Raw genomic sequence first — 20,566 nt, forward strand, 5'->3', positions numbered from 1 at the left:
TCAGTCATCACTTGCAGATTTGGTTAGGCTCAATGGGGCCAGACAGCCCCACCGGCAACTTGCCATTTGCCACACTTCAGAGCGTGATTTGGCCATCGAACACATGAGCAACAGGCCCGGTCATATACAGAGGCTGACCATCGCCAGCCCAGCGAATATGCAGATCGCCACCGGGCAGGCTGACGGTCACATTGCTGTCCAGCAAGCCCTGGCGCTGACCGATAGCGACAGCAGCGCAGGCTCCGCTGCCGCACGCCTGGGTTTCGCCCGCACCGCGTTCGTAGACCCGCAGGCGGACGGCAGCGCGCGACACTACCTGCATAAAGCCGACATTAACCCGCTCAGGAAAACGTTCATGGCTTTCCAGCAGCGGGCCGAGCGTCTCGACATCCGCCGTATCCACATTATCCACCACGGTCACACAGTGCGGATTGCCCATACTGGCGGCACCGCAGAATACGGTGCTATCTTCCGCGCGCAGTATGTAGGTTTTTTCTTCCTGTTTGGCCTTGAACGGAATTTTTTCCGGCGTGAACTCAGGGACGCCCATGTTGACCGTCACCTGGTTGTCGTTCTCCAACTGCAGCACCATCTTGCCCGACTTGGTACTGACCGCGATCCGGTACTTATTGGTCAGCCCTTTCATAGAGACAAAGCGGGCAAAACAACGGGCTCCGTTACCGCACTGCGACACTTCGCTGCCATCGGCATTAAAAATGCGATAGTGAAAATCCGTCTCGGGATCATAAGGCGGCTCTACGACCAGAAGCTGATCAAAACCCACCCCGCGATGCCGATCCGCCAGACGCCTGATGGCGTCCGGGGAGAAGAAGATGTTCTGGGTCACACAGTCGACGACCATGAAATCATTGCCCAAACCATGCATCTTAGAAAATTGAAACTGCATCGGCGTTCTCTCGCTTATGGGTTAAGGCAACAGGCGCTCAGACTGCCACAACTGACTCAGTGTTTCACGTTCGCGCACCACGTGAGCCTGATCGCCATCTACCATGATTTCCGCCACACGCGGACGGGTGTTGTAGTTGGATGACATCACAAACCCGTAGGCACCGGCAGAACGCACGGCGACCAGATCGCCCTGCTCCAGCTTCAGCAGGCGCTCTTTACCAATGTAGTCGCCGGTTTCACAGATCGGGCCGACAAAGTCGTATTCCAGCGGCTCGCCGTCACGCGGAACAACCGGCACTATCGCCTGCCAGGCATGATACAGGGTCGGGCGGATCAGATCGTTCATGGCGGCATCAACGATGGCGAAGTTTTTGTGCTCAGTATGCTTGAGGTACTCAACACGGGTCACCAGTACACCGGCATTGGCGGCAATCGCACGGCCCGGCTCAAAAATCAGCTCCAGATCCATGTGATTTTCCAGACGCTCCAGCAGTGCTTTCGCGTAATCAGATGGCAGTGGCGGCTGCTCATCATTGTAGGTCACACCCAGACCACCGCCGACATCCAGATGGCGGATCACTATGCCTTCTGCTTTCAGGGTATCAATCAGGGCCAGCAGGCGATCTGTGGCATCAATGAAGGGCGTCAGCTCTGTCAGCTGTGAACCGATATGGCAGTCCATGCCAATCACATTGAGATTCGGCAGGCTGTGTGCCAGACGGTACACTTCCGGGGCACGGTCAAAGGCAATGCCGAACTTGTTGTCACGCAGGCCGGTGGAAATATACGGGTGCGTCTTGGCATCCACATCCGGGTTGATGCGCAGCGACACAGACGCCACTTTGCCCATCTCAGCGGCAACCTGATTCAGGCGCTCCAGCTCAGGCTCTGATTCAACATTAAAACACTTGATGTCCAGTTCAAGCGCCCGGCGCATTTCTGCGGCGGTTTTACCGACACCGGAGAAAACAACTTTCCCGGCATCACCGCCTGCGGCAATAACGCGTTCCAGCTCGCCGACAGAGACAATATCAAACCCTGAACCCAGTCGGGCCAGCACATTCAGTACCCCGAGGTTTGAGTTTGCTTTCACCGCGTAGCAGATCAGATGCGGATGATCAGCTACCGCACTGTCAAACGCACGCCAGTGGCGTTCCAGGGTCGCGCGGGAGTATACATAGAGCGGCGTGCCAAAACGTTCAGCCAGGTCAGTTACTGCGATATCTTCAGCGTAAAGCTGGCCGTCTTGCTGATAATTAAAATAATCCAATGTGGTCTCTTCCCTGTTATGGCCGCGGTTATTTGGTTTGCTCTGTCTGTTCGGTGTCATCGGCTGGCATATACAGCGGACCACTCTGGCCGCAGCCTGCCAATGTCAGTACTGTCAGAATAAATGTTGCTATTAAACCTGTACGCATTTTTAAAGCCAGTGATAATGATTGCAATGCCCTCTATAATCGCACCCACACTAGGAAAAGCAATAGGACTTACAGGATGAACGATACTGAATTTCATAAACTGGCTGATCAGGTACTTATGCATATCGAGGAAGGCATCGATCAGTCCGGCGCAGACATCGAATATGAGACAACAGGCAACGTGCTGACACTGGAGTTTGAAAACCGCAGCCAGATCGTCATCAACCGTCAGGAACCGCTGCATGAAATCTGGGTGGCATCCAAATCAGGCGGCTATCACTTCAAATATAACGACGGGATCTGGCTCTGCACCCGCAGCGGCGAAGAGCTGATTTCACTGATTAAGCGCGAGTGCTCGGTTCACGCGCAAGAAAGTGTCGACTGGTAAAAACAATGCCGGCGCAGCAGATAACACTCTCTGCTGCGCCGGCAATCTGGCACCCAATATGACAAAACAGCTTTAAGACAGACTCATCTGCCCGCCTTTGCCGGCTTCATCCATATTGGCCTGGTTATCGGCCGCCAGCCGACGCTCAGCCTGATACCCGCTCTTGTAAGGTAACACCTGACACTCACCCTCCTGGCCATACACAATATGGTAGAACTGAGGCAGGTTAAAATTGATGAAATTCGAACTGTAACTGAACCTGTCCTGCGCCGAGGTATAAAAACGGTTCACGCCATGGACCATTTCATCCATGTTGCCGCTGCACTGGCGATAAACTTCAATCCGGTTGGTTTCGTCCAGGATATAAATATTGAAACCGTGGTTTTCACAGTCTTCAAAGAAGAACTGGATCAGGCCTTCACTGGCGTAAGCATCGACAATGGACGGCGGATGCGGCTCATCGGTTTTCCCCATCACCACGCTAGCACTGCCCAGCAGCTTATTACTGGAAATACAGCGGTAGAAGTCGACCGAGTTTTCCAGCTTCTGCACCGAGACCCCGCGACGCTCAAAGAACAAACCATGTGTCTGGCTGCCAATGCGGATCGCTTTAAAACGGCGCTGCTTCTCCTGCTGCTCCACCGGCATCAGACGCATCTCAATACACTCGGCCACCAGCTGATACACCAGGTTGCGGATCATCCCGCGCATGTGTTTGCTGTAGCAAAACACATCGACCGATTCGGGCGAAATGGCATCCTGATGCATCTTGCTCAAAATGGTTTTCAGTGCATCCATCATGGCGTTTTCACCCTTGAAGTTCAGGGTACGCACTTCATTCCATGAGTTACGGTAAACCAGATCAACGCTGCCGACCAGACAGGTCTGTTCAGGGCCAAAGCTGAAGATATCGGTATTTTTGAAATCAAACTTCACCGCCCGGCTTTTCATTTCTTCCGTCGGGTCCTGCTCCAGATTGATGAAAATCCCTAACTGGCGGATTTCACACGGGCTGGACAGGGCTTTCAGGCCTGGCTTGGGACGGCGGATCGAAAAGGTATTGCGGATATCGCTCACCATCTGGTACAGCTTGTCGATATCCATGGCCGAATCGCGCACCACAGTGTGCAGGTTGGTCGTTTCGGTCAGCAGGCCGTTGAAATACGCCCAGGCCACCAGTTTGCTCAGGTAGCGGTTATGCTCTAACGACGGCTGGCCCAGAATGGCGTACGGATCCAGCGGCTGCTTGTACAGGTACCAGCCCGCGGTGTTAGTCCGGCCGGCAGGCACCTGAATAAAGGTCAGATCCCCTTCGTGCAAGTCTGGCGACACCTGCGGGTTGAGCAGGGTCACTTTGCCGGGCAGTACCTCAAAGGCCGCATACAGCTTACGGGCCAGAATACTGATATCTTCCGGGCTGATGGACGAGGTAATGTCGTTACGGCGCGCAAACAGGATCAGGTTTCGATAACTGAGCATCAGGGCGTCAAGCAGCTCGTTGTGAGCCCGCTTGACCTGCTCCACCTTCCAGTTGCGGCGGTTATCCAGCTCTTCAATGACCTCACGGGACCATTGCCACTCAGAGGTCAGCTCAGCCAGTACCTCACGACGCCAGGCAACTGAGCCAATACCGGGCTCACGAGTCAGTTTTTCGTGGGTTTTCAGATAGAAACAGCGACGCACCAGATCCAGACGGCGGTGATCGTTAATCCGCTCCAGATAACGGGTCACTTTTTCCAGCATCAGGTAGTAGGCATCCATCGCGTAGTGCGACGACTGCTCGGAGAAAAAGCGCCGCTTGCCGTCCACGCTCAGGAGTTGCGTGTGGGGATACTCGCAGGAATAAGCTTCCAGCAAAATGGCTTTCAGCACCGATTTATAGGGAGAGTCGATACTTTTGTACAGATGCCACAGGCTGGAACCGAAATATTCTTCAGCCGGAATGCGGCACAGGCCGCCAAAGTCAATCCACTCATCGCGGTTGATATAACCATTGGCCGCCAGATAAGCGACGTAATCGTCATAACACTCTTCCATTTCCGGCGGTACCAGATACCACAGGAAGCGCTGTCCTGCCAAATGCACGGCCGAGCGGTAAAACTCGTCCAGCAACAGCAAATGCTGACTGGAACCACAGTTATCGCCACTCAGGGCTTCCGAACGGTTATGGCGGAAACGGTTATCATCGATCAGGAAAAAGTTGGCTTCCACGCCCTGTGTCTGCGCCCAGCCGGACACGGCTTTACACTTGGTAAGCAGCGCTTCACGCTCATCTAACGGCATACGGGTGCGGATACAAACCCAGATATCCAGATCACTGGTCAGGCTCTGGCCCAGCGACGAGGTGCTGCCCATCGCGTATAAACCCAGAATGTCACCATCCGGTGAGTCATGAAAAAAAGAAGCGGGAAGATCGAAAGCAAAATGCTCACGGATCAGCGTCGACTGACGTGATGTAGGAACAAATGACGCAATACCTTGCGGTACTTCGGCATCCTGGTAGCCAGGCAATGCGGGATGGTTAACATGCAACAGCACAGGCAGCACACTGAACACCTGCTCAGATTGTGCGTTCATGGCAAGACGCGCACGTTCAACCCGACGGTGGTTATGCTTATCCAACCTGCCAATTAAGGTATTAATATAATTTTGCAAATTACTCTTCCAAGAGCTACCAGCATCCAGAGCGGCCCGAATCTTGTCATCGTTAGGGGACTCTGTGAGCCATTCGTGAGCAAAAACGTGATCAATCTAACAGTTTTCAGGCATTCCGTAAAGTCTGCACGGTCAATCAAGCGGAAACCTGCTTCGTGATGCTCAATTCCATTCTGTATCACCACAAAATAGTACAATGACTCGAAATCGCCAGCACCTTGGACTTTGGAAGCCAGATCACACTCAGTAATGTGATATATCTCCCATAAGCGATATCACAGAACCGGACAAATGCGCTTCACCGCACCGGCAACAACATCTACATTACCTTACCCGTATCGGAGTGGTACGATTAGTATATTTAGAGCAATTAGATGGATCCCCAAGCTATGACTGAGATGCCAATCCGGATCGCAACCCGAAAAAGCCCACTCGCCCTATGGCAGGCGGAATATGTTAAGGCCGCACTGGAGCAGGCCCACCCAGGCATTATTGTCGAACTGGTTCCTATGGTCACCAAAGGCGACATCATTCTTGATACCCCGCTGGCCAAAGTGGGTGGTAAAGGTTTGTTTGTCAAAGAGCTGGAACAGGCGATGCTGGAAGGTCGCGCTGATATTGCAGTCCACTCCATGAAGGATGTGCCGGTCGAATTCCCCGACGGTCTGGGACTGGTCACTATCTGTGAGCGTGAAGACCCGCGCGATGCGTTCGTGTCCAATCACTACGCCGATCTGGACGCGCTGCCACAAGGCGCCATAGTTGGCACCTCCAGCCTGCGTCGCCAGTGCCAGCTGCTGGCCAGCCGCCCGGATCTGCAGATTAAAACCCTGCGCGGCAACGTAGCGACCCGTCTGCGGAAATTGGATGAAGGCGAGTACGACGCCATAGTGCTGGCCTGTGCCGGTCTGAAGCGCCTGAAAATGGACGACCGCATCCGCTGTGCCCTTGCCCCTGAAGTCAGCCTGCCGGCTGTCGGCCAGGGCGCCGTAGGCATTGAATGCCGTCTGGACGATACCCGTATCCGCGGCTTGCTGGAGGCCTTAAGTGACACCACCACCACCACCCGCGTTTTATGTGAGCGGGCGATGAACAACCGGCTGGAAGGCGGCTGTCAGGTGCCGATCGGCAGCTATGCTGAACTGGAAGGCGATCAAATCTGGTTACGCGCTCTGGTGGGTGAGCCGGATGGCAGCAAAATTGTCGCCGGTGAAATTCGCGGACCGATTGCGGAGGCGGAAAACCTGGGCACTCAACTGGCCGAAGAGCTGCTCGAACGCGGGGCTCGCGAGATACTGACCCGACTGTACGACGAGGCCGAATGACAGTCCTGATCACCCGACCGGCCCCGCACGGCGAGGCACTGGCACAAGCATTGGCCGCTCAAGGCATCAAGGCACTGGTTCAGCCACTGCTGACCATAGCCCCCGGTGCCGGCCTGCTGACTCTGGGTGATCAGCTCGCCACACTGAAAAAAGGCGATTGTCTTATTGCTGTCAGCCCCCACGCGGTAAAAATGGCACATACTTACCTGACCGAAAAAGAGGTTTGCTGGCCCGATAGCCTTCATTATATCGCCGTCGGCCAGCAAACCGCCGCCACACTGGCAAACGCCTGCGGTCAGCATGTCGATGCACCGCAGCAGGAAGACAGTGAGGGGCTGCTGGCCCTGCCAGCACTGATGACACCGGCAGGGCGCAATGTACTGATACTGCGCGGCAACGGCGGCCGCGAACTGATTTTCGAGACACTGACTGAACGTCAGGCCAATGTCTCCTACTGTGAAACTTATGCCCGACACTGGCTGGCACTCAATGGCGCTGTTTTGAGCCAGCAGTGGCAACAACAGGGTGTGGACTCACTGGTGGTCACCAGTGGTCAGCAACTGGAATACCTGTACCGACTGATGCCGGCGCAGGCAAAGCCATGGCTGATGACATGCCACTTGCTGGTACCCAGCAAGCGAATTGCCCGTCAAGCCAGGGACATTGGCTTTTGCCATATAACGACTGTGGGCAGTGCCAGCAATGCCACACTGCTTGCTACACTAAGTACAACAGGCACAACGGGATAAACGGATGACTGAGAAGAAAACCAATAACGATACCCCTAAGACAGACAAGCAGTCTGATGCCTCTTCCAAGGCCAAGGAAACGCCACACACTGCCGGCACGCCACCCAAGTCGTCTGCCGCCAGCCAGCCTGCTGCCCCCGCCGAGTCAGGCAAAGGCAGCAAAACCGGCTGGGTCGCCATTGCTCTGGTTATCCTGTTGGGTGCTGGCCTGTATTATCACGGCCACCAGCAAAACCGTGACCAGCTGGCACAGGTGAGTGCGCTGCAAGCCCAGCTCAATACCCTGAAAAGCGAGCTGGCTAAAAATACCCAGGATGTCAGAAGTGAGGTTGATCAGCGCTTACTCAACGCCTCAGGCAAGCTGGAGCAGCAGAACAATGACATTAAAGGCCTGCAGCTGGCGATGTCGGAAGTCAAAGGCCGTCGCCCGAATGACTGGTTACTGGCCGAAGCGGATTACCTGACCCGTATGGCGGGGCGCAAACTCTGGCTGGAGCACGATGTGGCCAGTGCCACCGTATTACTGGAAACTGCCGATAACCGCCTTGCCCAGCTCAATGACCCGAGCCTGACGGCACTGCGCAGTGCCATGAACGACGACATTGCCAGCCTCAAAGCCGTGGCCCGTGTTGACCGTGACGGTATCGTATTACGCCTGACCAGCCTGCAGCAGATGGTCGCCAATTTGCCGCTGGCTAACGCGATCGTGCCTGAGTCACTGGAACAGCCCCAAAGTGAAACGGTCAGCGAGTCGGTGTCCGACTGGCAGTCCAACCTGATGACTTCCCTGAAGCAGTTCAGCGAACACTTTGTGACTTACCGTAAGCGCGATGGCAATGTCATTCCGCTCTTGTCCCCGGAACAGGATTTCTACCTGCAGGAAAACATCAAATCCAAGCTGGAAACCGCCATTAAAGCTGTGTATCGCGAACAGGGTGAGCTGTACACCCAGTCCCTGACCATGGCCAAAGACTGGGCCAGCCAGTTCTACAACACTGACGATGTTAAAACGCAGAGCTTCATTAAAGGCCTCAATGAGATGGCCGGCCAGAATATTGAAGCCAGCTACCCTGAGCAGCTGAAATCGCCCTCGCTGTTAGCGGATCTGGTGAACCAGCGCCTGCGGCAACAAATCGCTCCCATTAAGACTGAGGAGGATCCGGCATGATTAAACTTCTCCTGCTGGTCGCCGCGCTGATTGCCGGCATCGTTGTCGGCCCCATGCTGGCCGGCAACCAGGGCTATGTGCTGATCTCCGCCGCCAACCAGACACTGGAAATGAGCCTGACCACGCTGCTCTTACTGGTTATTGTACTTTTCGGTGCGTTTTTTCTGCTTGAGCATCTGCTGAAGTGGCTGCTGTCACTGAGCAGTGTCACCCGCGGCTGGTTCTCCGGCCGTAAAACCCGCAAAGCACGTGAGCTGACTTCCAGCGGCCTGGTCAAAGTACTGGAAGGTGACTGGAAACAAGCGGAAAAGCTGGTCGTCAAATCGGCGAATCACAGCGAAACCCCGCTATTGAACTATCTTGCCGCAGCGGAAGCCGCGCAGGGACAGGGGCAGTTGCATCAGCGTGACGAATACCTGCGTCTGGCGGCCGAACAGGACAGCGACAGCCTGGCGGTAGCACTGACCCGCGCCAGACTGCAGTGCCAGCAGCATCAATATGAAGAAGCTGTCGCCACTCTGCAGGAGATGAAAAGCAGCCATCCGCGTAATCCGCTGTTACTGGAACTGCTGAAGCAATGCTATGTACAGCTGGAAGACTGGCCAGCTCTGCTGGGCCTTATTGCCCCGCTGAAAAAGTACGGCAGCCTGAGCGGCGAGCAGCTGGATAAATTAGAGGAACAGGCCGAGTGCGGCTTGATGGCGCAGATCAGCCTGCACAGTGGCAGTGATGGCCTGATGGGACACTGGAACAGCCTGAGCCGTAAAGCCAAACAGAATCCGGAGCTGGTCGCCTGCTTTGTCCGTGAGATGTGTGCCCGCAACGCCGACAGCGAAGGCTATACCATACTGCGCGAAGCACTGCGCAAGAAGGTTGATTCCCGTCTGATCAGCCTGATGCCGACGCTGAAACTGACCGATTATCACCCCGCCATTGTGACACTGCAGGATTTGCTGAAATACGACAGTAACAATGCAGCCACCCACAGTGCGCTGGGACAATTGTATCTGCGTGACGGTAAAGCCCAAGAAGCCCGCACGCACCTTGAGCGGGCAATTGAACTGCACCCGACTGTCGCTGATTACGGCTACCTGGTCGAGGTGCTGGAAACCCTGAACGATAAAGCTGCCGCGGCCCGCTTATCAAAAGAAGGCTTAACCCTGGCCCTGCCGGCCAAAATCTGACCTGATAGACATACCTGTTTCCAAATGTAAAAAAGCGCCGTAACAGGCGCTTTTTTGTTCTATTTAACATTGCATTAACGAGATTTAATCCGCTTTTGTATCCATCTGTTAATAGCCATTTCATCATATATATTTGCTATTGATGGAAGTATTTAAAAACTATTCAATGTGGCCTCTTTTAGCGCTATAGATGGAAGTAAGGCTATGCTCCCTTGGTTAATTGTTTCTGGCATTATTGTTGCGGTAATCACTTGCCTGATGACAGCTGTGCTGATTAAAGAATCCTGATTGATTCAGTTCCCCCTGAAACCAAGAAGCCTCCGTTAACGGAGGCTTCTTTTATTTACCGGGTTGCAGGCAATGATCAGGCACTGGCTTTATAGATCAGCTTGTCGAATTTTCGCTGTATCTGCTCAGATTTATTCCGGTACTTTTCCGCCTTCTTCAGGTACTTGTCGGTTTTCTTGAGGCGTTTACGTTTCTTTTTAGCCAGCTTGCGCAGCTTCTTATCCAGTTTCTTGACCGACACGCTCAGCAAACCCACCGGCACCCCCACCATGGCACCGCTTTCCAATCGCTCACCCACAGGCGGCAACGCCGGCTCCTGACCTGAGACAGGCGACGGGGCCATCACAGATGCCGCCGTGACCGATGGGATCGTCGCTGGCACCCTCTTCTGGCCCTGCACGGGTAAACGACCCGGTTTGCAGAGAGAAGATTTACCATTGGCGACCCTGGCACAGCTACGGCAAAAATACTGGGGCGCACTCACCAACTCAGCAATTGACGCAATCTTCTCGCTGATCTCTGAACGACGGTACTTACACAATGACCTGGACATTTCGGCTTTCTCCAACCTGCAACAGCCAGCGGCCGTCAGCGGCTACTTCATAGCCGCTTTGACATACACATCAAAGCGGTTCTTCTTGGTATTGATCACGGTTGACGGCGATTGACCATCCAACCAGGGGGCATAGTCAGGACGCTTGACCACTACACGTTTGTTCGCCAATGTCAGCGCCGGCGTCAACAGCTGATCGGCATCCATATCAGCACCGACCAGACTCTGGAACACACGCATTTCTTTCTTTACCAGAGCCGATTTCTTTTTGTGGGGAAACATAGGATCTAAATACACCACATCCGGTAACACATAGTCAGGATCTGCCGCCAATCCAGTGAGCGCATCCTGGCTGGTAGCATGTAACAGGCTCATACGTTCACTCACCCAGCCGCCGATTTCCGCATCGGCGCAAGCGCGGCGCAAACCGTCTTCCAGCAATGCCGCCACCACAGGATGGCGCTCAACCATCTGTACCCGGCAACCCAGAGATGCCAGCACAAACGCATCACGGCCCAGCCCCGCCGTGGCATCCAGTACAGTCGGTGTGACACCGCTTTTCAGGCCCACGGCTTTGGCGATAGCCTGACCACGCCCGCCGCCAAACTTGCGTCTGTGCGCGGCGGCGCCACCGGCCAGATCGACAAAAACCGCCCCTAGCTTGGGTTCATCCTGCTTGAGCAATTCCAGACGCTCTGCCGTCAAAGACAGCGCAAACTGCGCTTGAGCATTATGCTCCAGTCCCCAACGGGCAGCCAGTTCAGCCAGCTCGGCGTGACGTTCAGGTTGCTCACAAAGTAAAGCGATTTGCACGGGTGTCTCCGCAAAACAATGTCCGCCCGGCACGGGGCTGGCAGACAGGAATCCATATATTGTGGCGGATTATACCCAATCGGGATCGGTTATTGGTCTACTTTTTGACAAGGAAGACAAGCGGCAACAAGGCAGCGGATAAAGTAGCACTCCCCTTGAACACGCGATACCAACTATCAAGAGGGATTTACAGGATCGTCTCTGCTGCTGAAGAAAGGGTTAAACTCTCCACCAGCCGGGCCAAAGGCATAGGTTTACCAAATTGGTAACCCTGCGCATAATCCACCCCCAGCAGCTCCAGACGCCGCAAAATGGCTTCGTTTTCGACAAACTCAGCAACTGTCTGCTTACCCATTTTCTTGGCCAGATCGTTAATGGCTTTCACCATGGCAAAATCGACTTCATCATCGGCAATGTCACGGACGAACATACCGTCAATTTTGATCAGATCAACGGGCAGGCGTTTCAGGTAACCAAAGGATGACAGACCGGCGCCGAAATCATCCAGCGAAATCAGGCACCCCAGCGCTTTCAGCTGAGTGAATAACTCAATGGCTTCACTCATGTTGCCGATCGCGGCGGTTTCGGTAATTTCCAGACACAGCTTACTGGCCGGCACACTGGATTGGCTAATACGCGCCAGCAGAAAATCGACAAAATCAGGATTGCCCATCGACTGTCCGGACAGGTTAACCGAACACAGCTTGAGCGACGCAACGGCTTCCGGGTGTGCTTCCAGCCAAAGGAGAACCGCGTTAACCACATACCGGTCGATCAGATGTGCCAGGTTGTAGCGTTCAGCTGCTGGCATAAACAGCCCGGGCGGTACCATTGCCCCGTCGCTGCTGCGCATCCGGATCAGAATTTCATAGTGATGACCGGCGGACGCCGTTGCCAGCGGTGCAATAGCCTGAGCATAGAGTTCAAACCGCTGTTCATCAAGCGCACGCCGGATATGGTTGACGTACGCCATTTCCCGCTCGCGCCGTTGCAATTCTTCATCATCCGGACGGTACAAATGCAGGCGGTTGCGGCCTTCATCTTTGGCGGCATAACACGCCGTATCGGCCTGGGCATGCACCTGCTGAGGGGAACCGGCAGTATCATCAATCAACCGGATGCCGATCGAGGCACTCAGGCTAAAACGGGTGTTCTGCCAGTAGAACTCGCTTTCTTCCAGCAGATGCAGGATTTCCGCGCCCAGACGCAGCGCTCCTTCCACTTCACAGTGGCTGAGAATGATGGCAAATTCATCGCCGCCCAGCCGTGCCAGCGTCGCCTTATGCGGCATAATCCCCCGCAGCAGCCAGGCCACTTGCTTGAGCGCTTCATCGCCGGCTTCGTGGCCTGCCGTATCATTAATGACTTTAAACTGATCGAGATCCAGATAGAGCATGGCATGACGGGCACCTTTGTCTCTGGCTTCGGATAACGACACGTCAAGCTGGCGCTCGAAATAGCTGCGGTTGAACAAGCTGGTCAGGTAGTCATGATTTGCCTGGTATTCGAGTTTGGCTTCCAGCTCGCGGGTACTGGTAATGTCTTCACCGACCAGCAGCAACTGATGCTGAGATACGGAAGATCGTATGGTTTCCCGAATCCAGACCGCTTTGCCGCTGGCACTGGTATAGCGCAGCTGGCGCCGCCAGACGTTCTGGTCATCTTTGCCCTGATGGGCCGAAATAAAATGCTGGGGGATCTCTTCATCGTCCAGGTAAAAGTCGGTCACTTTATGGCCCAGCATTTCCCGCTTGCTGTAGCCCAGTAACTCAGTGGCAAACTGATTCACAGACTGAATGCGGCCGTGCTGATTGATCGCCAGCAAGATCACCGGCTGCTGTTCGTAGAGCAGGCGGTAGCTGATTTCCCGTTCCCGCAGTTTTTCTTCCATATGATGGCGGGAAGTCACATCCCGGGCTTCAAGCAGTAACTGCCCCTCGACACCGTCAGTATGGGGCAGGGGTTTGATGGAGATATCCAGTATCCGCGTGCCGTCTTCACTGCTGTTGATACCGGTTTCAAATCTCACCAGCTGGCTGCTGGTCGCCGAAAGGAAAGACTGTTTTAGCTGCTCTGTGCTGGTCCGCTCCCAGCAGCCCCAGTCCCAGAATGGGCGGTCATATTTGATCACTGAGCGGCCGAGCAAATCCTGCAGCGCCAGATTGGCCGATTGCAGCTGACCGCTCGGGTGCAAGATGGCAATGAACTGGAAACTCTGGTCAAACACCCCTTCGAACATTGTCCGGCTTTGGGTCAGTTTTCTTTCACTGCGCCGCAGGCGCCGGATAATCACAATCAGCAGCAGGATCACCGAGAGCATCACCGCCAGCACCAGACTGAACAGCCTGACCTGACCGGCGTACTTGTCAAACCAGCTCAGCGGCCGGTTCACCAGCGACACCTGCTCATTGTCCACAGTCACATTCCAGCGTTGCATGGCCGGGTAATTAAACATTACCTGGCGGGGACTGTTCCGGAACACTGGATAATGAGTATTCGTATCGTTCAGCACCTGCTTTAACAACTGCCCCAGTATCATGCCCTGATCGTAACCGCGGCTGACCACCCCACCCAGTGCGCCGTCCTCCAACAGAAAACGGTAGGACACATACACAGGTACGCTGGCCTTGCGGGTCAGGGTCTGCATCAGCTCACGGCCCGACATATACACCCCGTTACCATCAACAAAATAACTGAGGAAAATAATCGCAGAATCAGGCGGTAACTGGCCGACTACCTCAAACAAGTCGGCAAACGACTGCGGACTGAGATAGGTGTAATCCAATTCAGGATGCTGGCTGAGATAGCGCTGGGCATCCTGCCAGAGCTCACGCCCGGTTGCGGTGTGATCGGTAATAAAATAATACTGCCGGACATCGGGCTGAATGGTCTGAATTAAATTAATATTGGCCGACACATCATTGGCTTCCAGTACACCACCGATCCGGGTCAGATTGGCATGCTTGGCGGGCTTGTAGGTATTGATGCCCGACATCAGCACAGGCGTCGGGCCGATTTCATCTGACAGCTGATTGACCAGCCACAAGGCGTTATCGTCGGTCACCAGGATGGCATCAAACTTTTCACTGCTGAGTTTGGCACGGTATACATCCACCAGCTGATCCAGATACCAGGGCGACTGGTAGCGTTTGCTGTCCATATAATCGACCTGCAGACGCACCGATTCAGAACGCAGGGCGGCTTCCAGCCCAGCCTGTTGGGCATCCGTCCATTGCATACCTTGATGATAGGAATGAATCACCAGCACATTAGCTTCAGCCAGCGCCAATCTGGGTATGACAAGTACCAGTAGCAAGAGAACTAAGCGCATGAAGAGACAGTGATATCCTTTATTTATGCCGTGATTGTGATCCGATCCTAATCCGTGCGTCATGAGTCGAGCCAGTATATGATGCAGTAGTTGCGAACTACCACGGAAAGATGCCATGACCCCGCTACCTCGTCTTGATGATTTAGACCGAGATATTCTGAATGCCCTGATGCACGATGCCCGGATCCCGTATGCCGAAATGGCCAAGCGCTTCAATGTCAGCCCGGCCACCGTCCATGTCCGTGTCGAAAAAATGCGCGCCGCCAACATCATTACTGGAACTGAAGTGATTATCAACCCTAAGCTTCTGGGATATGACGTCTGCTGCTTTATTGGTATCAATCTGAATGCGGCCAGAGATTATCATTCCGCTCTGGCAAAACTCAATGAACTCGACGAAGTGGTGGAAGCCTACTACACCACAGGGGCCTACAATATATTCGTCAAGCTGATGTGCCGCTCGATTGAAGAGCTGCAGTATGTGCTCATTGACAAGCTCCAGGCCATTGATGAAGTGCAATCGACAGAAACCCTGATCTCGCTGCAAAACCCGATCAATCGCAACGTTAAGCCCTGATCATCAGGCAAGAAAAAAGCGAGCCGGGCTCGCTTTTCTGAGGCGTTTACTTTCTGTCGGCCACACTGGCCTGACGTTCTGCAGCTTCCGCCGCCAGCCATTCGGCCACCGACTTGGCAAAGTAAGTCAGAATACCGTCAGCACCGGCACGCTTGAAGCACAGCAGAGATTCCATCACGGTTTCTTTTTCTTTCAGCCAGCCATTCTGGATCGCCGCCATGTGCATGGCATACTCCCCTGAGACCTGATAGGCAAACGTCGGCACCTGCAGTTCTGTCTTCACCCGACGCACCACATCCAGATAAGGCATACCTGGTTTCACCATCACCATGTCCGCTCCTTCCTGCACATCCATCGCCACTTCATGCAATGCTTCATCGATGTTGGCCGGATCCATCTGGTAGGTTTTCTTATCGCCGCCTTTGAGGTTGCTCGCCGAGCCGACCGCATCACGAAACGGGCCGTAATAGTTAGACGCGTACTTGGCTGAATACGCCATGATCTGAGTATGGATATAGCCGGCTTCTTCTAACGCTTCGCGGATGGCGCCGATACGGCCATCCATCATATCAGACGGTGCCACGACGTCCGCACCGGCTTCAGCGTGTGACAAGGCCTGCTTGACCAGTACTTGCGTCGTTTCATCGTTGATCACATAGCCGTTGTCATCAATGATGCCGTCCTGACCGTGGGTGGTGAACGGGTCCAGTGCCACATCCGTGATCACTCCCATCTGGGGTACATGCTCTTTCAGCAGACGCACCGCGCGCTGTACCAGGCCTTCAGGGTTATAGGCCTCGGCGGCGCAAACACTCTTGAAGTCCTGCGACACCACAGGGAACAAGGCAATGGCCGGCACACCCAGCTTGGACAGGTACTCAGCTTCCAGCAGCATCAGATCAATTGACAGACGCTCCACACCCGGCATGGATTCCACCGGCTCACGGCGGTTTTTACCCAGCAGGATAAACATGGGATAGATCAGGTCGTTTACTGAAATCTGATTTTCTGCCGTCAGTCGGCGACTGAAATCTTGCTTGCGCACACGGCGCATACGACGGGCCGGAAATGCCCCCTGAATAGATACAGACACTGCTCACTCCTTGTTGGTTATGCGGCAACGCGTACCGCAGTCAATCACAGTTGCGCTTCATATTATCATCGAACAAAGGTTTACGCTGGCTCGATCTGAAAAAATGCCCGGGTTGTTGAAAAAGCCGCCGCCATGCACTCCTCGGGCGACTGTTGCCGGCACGCTGCCACCGCTTGTGCGATATGGGGTAAATACGCCGGTTCATTGCGGCTGGACTTGGGCTTGGGCCGCAGATCGCGCGGCAGCAGATAAGGACAGTCCGTTTCTATCATCAGCCGGTTGCCCGGAATATGCCGCACGATATTGCGCAACTCGGTGCCCCGGCGCTCGTCGCAGATCCAGCCGGTGATACCAATGTGCAGATCCAGCGCCAGGCAATCTTTCAGCTCCTGCTCACTGCCGGTAAAGCAATGCAGCACCGCCGCCGGCAGTTTATCGCGCCAGGGTTTGAGTATCGCCAGAAAGCGCTCATGAGCATCCCGGCAATGCATGAACACCGGCTTTTTCAGCTCAGCCGCCAGCGCCAAATGCGCCTCAAAAACAGCTTCCTGCTGTGGGCGGGGCGAAAAATCACGGTTGAAATCCAGACCGCATTCGCCAAGCGCGACCACAGCCGGATCGGCCGCCAGTTCGCGAATCGCAGGCAGAGAGAAGTCCGACACCGATTTGGCATCGTGCGGGTGCACACCAGCGGTACTGAAGCAGTAGCCCGGCCACTGATGCGCCATCGCCAGCGCCTGCCGGCTCTCATCTTCACTGGTGCCGGTCAGGATCAGGGCGGTAACACCAGCCTGCTGCGAACGGGCGATGACAGCTTCCCTGTCTTTATCAAAACGGCTGTTGGTCAGGTTGACGCCAATATCTATCATCACTGTGCTATCCGCAGAAAAAGAACCCCATTCTACACACCGGGTGGTGACAAAGAAAAACCGCGGAAACAAAAACAGCCGCACCGGGCGGCTGTTTTTCAGCAATCAGTCAGCAAAAAGCGACTTAATCTTCTTCGGACGGCGCCTGCTCATTGGCGCGAATATAGAAGCGCGAGAAGAACAAGCCGACCTCAAACAGCAGGCACATAGGAATCGCCAGCAAGGTCTGGGAAATAATGTCCGGCGGGGTCAGCAGCATACCCACAACAAACGCCGCCACTATGATATAGGGCCGCTTCTGGCGCAGGCTCTGCGGATCGGTCGCGCCGGTCCAGCACAGCAGAATAATCGCCACCGGAATTTCAAAGGCGATACCAAACGCCAGGAACAGCGCCAGGACAAAGTCCAGGTAACTGGCGATATCGGTCGCCACCTGCACCCCTTCCGGGGCTATGCTGGTAAAAAAGCCGAACACCAGCGGGAACACCACAAAATACGCAAAGGCCACACCGCAATAGAACAGCAGAGAGCTGGAAAACAGCAGCGGCATTACCAGCCGGCGCTCGTGCTTGTATAAACCCGGCGCGACAAACGCCCAGATTTGATACAGGATCAGAGGCACGGCCAGAAACACAGAGGCAACCAGCGTCAGCTTGATCGGCGTAAAGAAAGGAGAGGCCACATCAGTGGCAATCATGCTGGTGCCTTCCGGCAGTCTCTCCACCAACGGGGCCGCCAGCAGACTGTAAATGTCATTGGCAAACCACACCAGGCAGAGAAACACCACCAGGACACTCAGGATAGAACGGAGCAGCCGGTTACGCAGTTCCAGTAGATGACTGAACAAGGGCTGGGTGTCTTCCACACTCGACATGAGGCGTAATTAATCCTGTTTTTGCGATGAAGTTGGATGCGGCTGCACCGGGTCATCCTGATGATAATCCGCCGGCGGACGGTCATCTGCCGCCGCACTTTCAGGCGTGATCTGAGGCTCAGAGTCCGCCTTAGCGTAAGGGCGTTGCACCGATGCCGCGGCCTCTTTCAGCTCGTCGACTGACTTTTGCAGCTCAGGAGACAGATCTTTCATGCCCGCCTGCTCGGCCTTTTTCAAGTCCTGCTGCAGTTCGTGAATTTTCAGTTCCTGAGACAGCTCAGTCTTCACCGCACTGGCCATGTTTCTGGCCGCATTGACCCACTGCGAGACTGAACGTATCGCCACAGGCAGCCGCTCCGGTCCAAGAACGACCAGACCGACTATGGCAATTAATATCAGCTCCCAGAACCCGATATCAAACACGCGTTAAACCTGCTCTTTATCTTTCGGAGTTTTCTGTGGCTCAGCGGCCTCTTTTTTATCCGCCAGCGACTTTTGCTCAAAATCGGCATCGGCCTTATTTTTCGCTTCGTCGTCGTCACTCAGGGCTTTTTTAAAACCTTTGACCGCCGACCCTAAGTCACCACCCATTGAGCGTAACTTTTTGGTCCCGAATAATAAGACGATGATCAGGGCAACGATTAAGAGTTGCCAGATACTGATTCCACCCATGTTTACCTTTCCTCAATAAGATTCATAAAACGCGGTGCCACACAGCAGCACAGCCGTTATTTTGTGTAAGCCCGCCAGCCAAACAGCCAGCACATCGCACCAGCTGTACCCGATACGACCGGATAAACATCCACCTGATTACTAAAAAGTATGGCAGAGCATATAATCAGCGTCGCCCCAACCCCAAAACAGAACCTGGCCTGGGCTTGCTGACGACGGCTAGTCATGAAATTGTCGTACAGTTTATCAATCCGCTGATTCATCACCTTGCCCTGGCGCAAACTGTCATAAAGAAGTTCCGGCAATTCAGGTAATTTCTCGGCCCAGAAAGGCGCCTTGTCCCGTACCGCACCAATAATGGCCTGCGGCCCGACCTGACGCGACATCCAGTCTTCCAGAAACGGCTTGGCGGTATCCCAGAGATCCAGCTGCGGATACAACTGCCTTCCTAACCCTTCAACATACAGCAGGGTTTTTTGCAGCAACACCAGCTGAGGCTGAACTTCCATATTAAAGCGTCGTGCCGTATTGAACAGGTTCAGCAGCACGTGGCCAAAGGAGATATCTGCCAGCGGTTTCTCGAAAATTGGCTCACACACGGTACGAATCGCAAATTCAAATTCGTCGACATTGGTATCGGACGGCACCCAGCCTGAATCCACGTGCAGCTCAGCCACTTTGCGGTAATCCCGGTTAAAAAACGCCAGCAGGTTTTCCGCCAGATAGCGCTTATCTTCACGATTCAGGGTACCCACGATACCAAAATCCAGCGCAATCCACTGTGGATCAACCGGATTCTTGTGCGACACAAAAATGTTGCCCGGATGCATATCCGCATGAAAGAAACTGTCACGAAAGACCTGAGTGAAGAACACATTCACGGCTTTTTCCGACAGCAGCTTCATGTCTGTGCCGTTGGCTTTCAGTGCCTCGACATCAGACACCTGGATACCATAGATACGTTCCATGACAAGAAGATTACTGTGCGAATAATCGGTAAACACTTCAGGCACATAGAGTGAGTCGCTGCCCTCGAAGTTGCGTCTTAGCTGAATGGCATTAGCCGCTTCACGCATCAGATCCAACTCATCGAGCAAGGTTTTTTCATATTCCCGGATCACTTCCACCGGTCGCAGGCGACGCGCCTCGGGCATAAAGCGAGACAGCAAACGGGCCATGCGATACATGAGTTTGATGTCGGCCTGAATCACAGGCAGGATGTCCGGGCGGATCACCTTGAGCACCACTTCCCGGCCGCTCTCTTTCAGTGTAGCAGTGTGGACCTGAGCAATGGATGCCGAGGCCAGCGGCGTCTGGTCGAAATCGGCAAACCAGGTATCCAGCGGCCCGCCTAACGATTTTTCAATCTGCTTTCGGGCCAGGGCGCCGTCAAAAGGGGCTACCCTGTCTTGCAGCAACGCCAGCTGATCAGCAATGTGCGGCGGAAACAGGTCACGTCGGGTCGACATCATCTGACCGAACTTCACCCACACCGGCCCCAGCGTTTGTAACGCCAGCCGCAAACGCTCACCCAAAGGTTTGTCCGGATGCTGGTTACGGATCCAGAACAGGCTTTTTCGCATCAGTTTCGGCAGCCGGGTACGCGGATCGTCCGGCAATAAATCGTCCAGCCCGTATCGCAGCTGGACGGCAGTAATCTGGTATAGGCGCTTAATTTCGGAAAAACGGCTCATGGGCTA

Annotated in this window: 19 protein-coding genes; 6 read left to right on the forward strand and 13 right to left on the reverse strand. The window is 54.4% G+C overall.

Going from position 1 to position 20,566, the window contains the following annotated elements; translation table 11 throughout:
* Nucleotides 1-76: 76 nt before the first annotated feature.
* The 3 genes from dapF to lptM are packed head-to-tail and all read right to left on the reverse strand — an operon-like array spanning nt 77 to nt 2,327.
* Nucleotides 77-907, reverse strand: a complete 831-nt coding sequence (dapF, locus tag L6J37_RS15605; protein WP_192017405.1) for a diaminopimelate epimerase — start codon at nt 905-907, stop codon at nt 77-79.
* A 21-nt stretch (nt 908-928) separates the two neighbouring features.
* Nucleotides 929-2,179: a diaminopimelate decarboxylase gene (gene lysA / locus L6J37_RS15610; protein ID WP_192017404.1), complete on the reverse strand. Its 1,251-nt coding sequence runs from the start codon at nt 2,177-2,179 to the stop codon at nt 929-931.
* A 28-nt stretch (nt 2,180-2,207) separates the two neighbouring features.
* Nucleotides 2,208-2,327 (reverse strand): LPS translocon maturation chaperone LptM, encoded by a 120-nt coding sequence (gene lptM, locus L6J37_RS15615; RefSeq protein WP_237795785.1) that lies wholly within the window; start codon nt 2,325-2,327, stop codon nt 2,208-2,210.
* Between the two features lie 76 nt (nt 2,328-2,403).
* Here lptM and cyaY point away from each other — a divergent pair, with 76 nt between their 5' ends.
* On the forward strand, nt 2,404-2,715 hold the full coding sequence (gene cyaY, locus L6J37_RS15620; RefSeq protein WP_192017402.1) for an iron donor protein CyaY: 312 nt from the start codon (nt 2,404-2,406) through the stop codon (nt 2,713-2,715).
* 72 nt (nt 2,716-2,787) lie between these two features.
* On the opposite strand, the gene L6J37_RS15625 is transcribed toward cyaY, so the two are convergent.
* On the reverse strand, nt 2,788-5,370 hold the full coding sequence (locus L6J37_RS15625; protein WP_192017401.1) for a class I adenylate cyclase: 2,583 nt from the start codon (nt 5,368-5,370) through the stop codon (nt 2,788-2,790).
* A gap of 389 nt (nt 5,371-5,759) precedes the next feature.
* Between L6J37_RS15625 and hemC the strand changes: the two genes are divergently transcribed.
* Genes hemC through L6J37_RS15645 form a run of 4 tightly spaced genes read left to right on the forward strand, consistent with a single transcriptional unit; the run spans nt 5,760 to nt 9,796 of the window.
* Nucleotides 5,760-6,695, forward strand: a complete 936-nt coding sequence (gene hemC, locus L6J37_RS15630) for a hydroxymethylbilane synthase (protein WP_237795788.1) — start codon at nt 5,760-5,762, stop codon at nt 6,693-6,695.
* Nucleotides 6,692-7,444: a uroporphyrinogen-III synthase gene (locus L6J37_RS15635; RefSeq protein WP_237795790.1), complete on the forward strand. Its 753-nt coding sequence runs from the start codon at nt 6,692-6,694 to the stop codon at nt 7,442-7,444. Before hemC ends, L6J37_RS15635 begins: the two co-directional genes overlap by 4 nt.
* 4 nt (nt 7,445-7,448) lie before the next feature.
* Entirely contained in the window at nt 7,449-8,612 is a 1,164-nt protein-coding gene (locus L6J37_RS15640) for a uroporphyrinogen-III C-methyltransferase (protein ID WP_237795793.1), read from the forward strand.
* On the forward strand, nt 8,609-9,796 hold the full coding sequence (locus tag L6J37_RS15645; protein ID WP_237795795.1) for a heme biosynthesis protein HemY: 1,188 nt from the start codon (nt 8,609-8,611) through the stop codon (nt 9,794-9,796). Before L6J37_RS15640 ends, L6J37_RS15645 begins: the two co-directional genes overlap by 4 nt.
* Before the next feature lie 364 nt (nt 9,797-10,160).
* On the opposite strand, the gene L6J37_RS15650 is transcribed toward L6J37_RS15645, so the two are convergent.
* From L6J37_RS15650 to L6J37_RS15660, 3 genes are all read right to left on the reverse strand, one after another.
* A complete protein-coding gene (locus tag L6J37_RS15650; RefSeq protein ID WP_237795796.1) occupies nt 10,161-10,637 on the reverse strand; it encodes a hypothetical protein in 477 nt (158 codons plus the stop codon).
* A gap of 42 nt (nt 10,638-10,679) precedes the next feature.
* On the reverse strand, nt 10,680-11,450 hold the full coding sequence (locus tag L6J37_RS15655) for a class I SAM-dependent methyltransferase (RefSeq protein ID WP_218386308.1): 771 nt from the start codon (nt 11,448-11,450) through the stop codon (nt 10,680-10,682).
* 187 nt (nt 11,451-11,637) lie between these two features.
* The gene (locus L6J37_RS15660) at nt 11,638-14,781 is read right to left on the reverse strand and encodes an ABC transporter substrate binding protein (protein ID WP_237795798.1); all 3,144 of its coding nucleotides are present in this window, start codon (nt 14,779-14,781) and stop codon (nt 11,638-11,640) included.
* Between the two features lie 115 nt (nt 14,782-14,896).
* On the opposite strand from L6J37_RS15660, the gene asnC reads away from it, so the two are divergent.
* Entirely contained in the window at nt 14,897-15,358 is a 462-nt protein-coding gene (gene asnC / locus L6J37_RS15665) for a transcriptional regulator AsnC (RefSeq protein WP_027251479.1), read from the forward strand.
* A 46-nt stretch (nt 15,359-15,404) separates the two neighbouring features.
* Here asnC and hemB read toward each other — a convergent pair whose 3' ends face one another.
* The 6 genes from hemB to ubiB form a co-directional block, all read right to left on the reverse strand.
* Nucleotides 15,405-16,451, reverse strand: a complete 1,047-nt coding sequence (gene hemB, locus L6J37_RS15670; protein ID WP_192017393.1) for a porphobilinogen synthase — start codon at nt 16,449-16,451, stop codon at nt 15,405-15,407.
* An 80-nt stretch (nt 16,452-16,531) separates the two neighbouring features.
* A complete protein-coding gene (locus L6J37_RS15675; RefSeq protein WP_192017462.1) occupies nt 16,532-17,320 on the reverse strand; it encodes a TatD family hydrolase in 789 nt (262 codons plus the stop codon).
* Nucleotides 17,321-17,444: 124 nt separating this feature from the next.
* Complete coding sequence (tatC, locus tag L6J37_RS15680; RefSeq protein ID WP_046221825.1) at nt 17,445-18,194, reverse strand: Sec-independent protein translocase subunit TatC; 750 nt, start codon at nt 18,192-18,194, stop codon at nt 17,445-17,447.
* 9 nt (nt 18,195-18,203) lie between these two features.
* Nucleotides 18,204-18,617, reverse strand: a complete 414-nt coding sequence (gene tatB, locus L6J37_RS15685; protein ID WP_192017392.1) for a Sec-independent protein translocase protein TatB — start codon at nt 18,615-18,617, stop codon at nt 18,204-18,206.
* A gap of 3 nt (nt 18,618-18,620) precedes the next feature.
* A complete protein-coding gene (gene tatA / locus L6J37_RS15690) occupies nt 18,621-18,866 on the reverse strand; it encodes a Sec-independent protein translocase subunit TatA (protein ID WP_046221823.1) in 246 nt (81 codons plus the stop codon).
* 56 nt (nt 18,867-18,922) lie between these two features.
* Nucleotides 18,923-20,560 (reverse strand): ubiquinone biosynthesis regulatory protein kinase UbiB, encoded by a 1,638-nt coding sequence (gene ubiB / locus L6J37_RS15695; RefSeq protein WP_237795800.1) that lies wholly within the window; start codon nt 20,558-20,560, stop codon nt 18,923-18,925.
* Nucleotides 20,561-20,566 lie beyond the last annotated feature (6 nt).

The organism is Photobacterium sp. WH77, from assembly GCF_022014395.1.
Classification (GTDB): Bacteria; Pseudomonadota; Gammaproteobacteria; order Enterobacterales; family Vibrionaceae; genus Photobacterium; species Photobacterium arenosum.

Excerpts from the sequence above, each read along its gene's own strand:
- dapF (WP_192017405.1), bottom strand. The coding sequence starts at position 907 with ATGCAGTTTCAATTTTCTAAGATGCATGGTTTGGGCAATGATTTCATG.
- L6J37_RS15640 (WP_237795793.1), top strand. The coding sequence starts at position 7,449 with ATGACTGAGAAGAAAACCAATAACGATACCCCTAAGACAGACAAGCAG.
- tatA (WP_046221823.1), bottom strand. The coding sequence starts at position 18,866 with ATGGGTGGAATCAGTATCTGGCAACTCTTAATCGTTGCCCTGATCATC.
- L6J37_RS15675 (WP_192017462.1), bottom strand. The coding sequence starts at position 17,320 with ATGATAGATATTGGCGTCAACCTGACCAACAGCCGTTTTGATAAAGAC.
- cyaY (WP_192017402.1), top strand. The coding sequence starts at position 2,404 with ATGAACGATACTGAATTTCATAAACTGGCTGATCAGGTACTTATGCAT.
- lptM (WP_237795785.1), bottom strand. The coding sequence starts at position 2,327 with ATGCGTACAGGTTTAATAGCAACATTTATTCTGACAGTACTGACATTG.
- L6J37_RS15635 (WP_237795790.1), top strand. The coding sequence starts at position 6,692 with ATGACAGTCCTGATCACCCGACCGGCCCCGCACGGCGAGGCACTGGCA.
- L6J37_RS15645 (WP_237795795.1), top strand. The coding sequence starts at position 8,609 with ATGATTAAACTTCTCCTGCTGGTCGCCGCGCTGATTGCCGGCATCGTT.
- hemC (WP_237795788.1), top strand. The coding sequence starts at position 5,760 with ATGACTGAGATGCCAATCCGGATCGCAACCCGAAAAAGCCCACTCGCC.
- asnC (WP_027251479.1), top strand. The coding sequence starts at position 14,897 with ATGACCCCGCTACCTCGTCTTGATGATTTAGACCGAGATATTCTGAAT.
- tatC (WP_046221825.1), bottom strand. The coding sequence starts at position 18,194 with ATGTCGAGTGTGGAAGACACCCAGCCCTTGTTCAGTCATCTACTGGAA.
- L6J37_RS15660 (WP_237795798.1), bottom strand. The coding sequence starts at position 14,781 with ATGCGCTTAGTTCTCTTGCTACTGGTACTTGTCATACCCAGATTGGCG.
- ubiB (WP_237795800.1), bottom strand. The coding sequence starts at position 20,560 with ATGAGCCGTTTTTCCGAAATTAAGCGCCTATACCAGATTACTGCCGTC.
- L6J37_RS15650 (WP_237795796.1), bottom strand. The coding sequence starts at position 10,637 with ATGTCCAGGTCATTGTGTAAGTACCGTCGTTCAGAGATCAGCGAGAAG.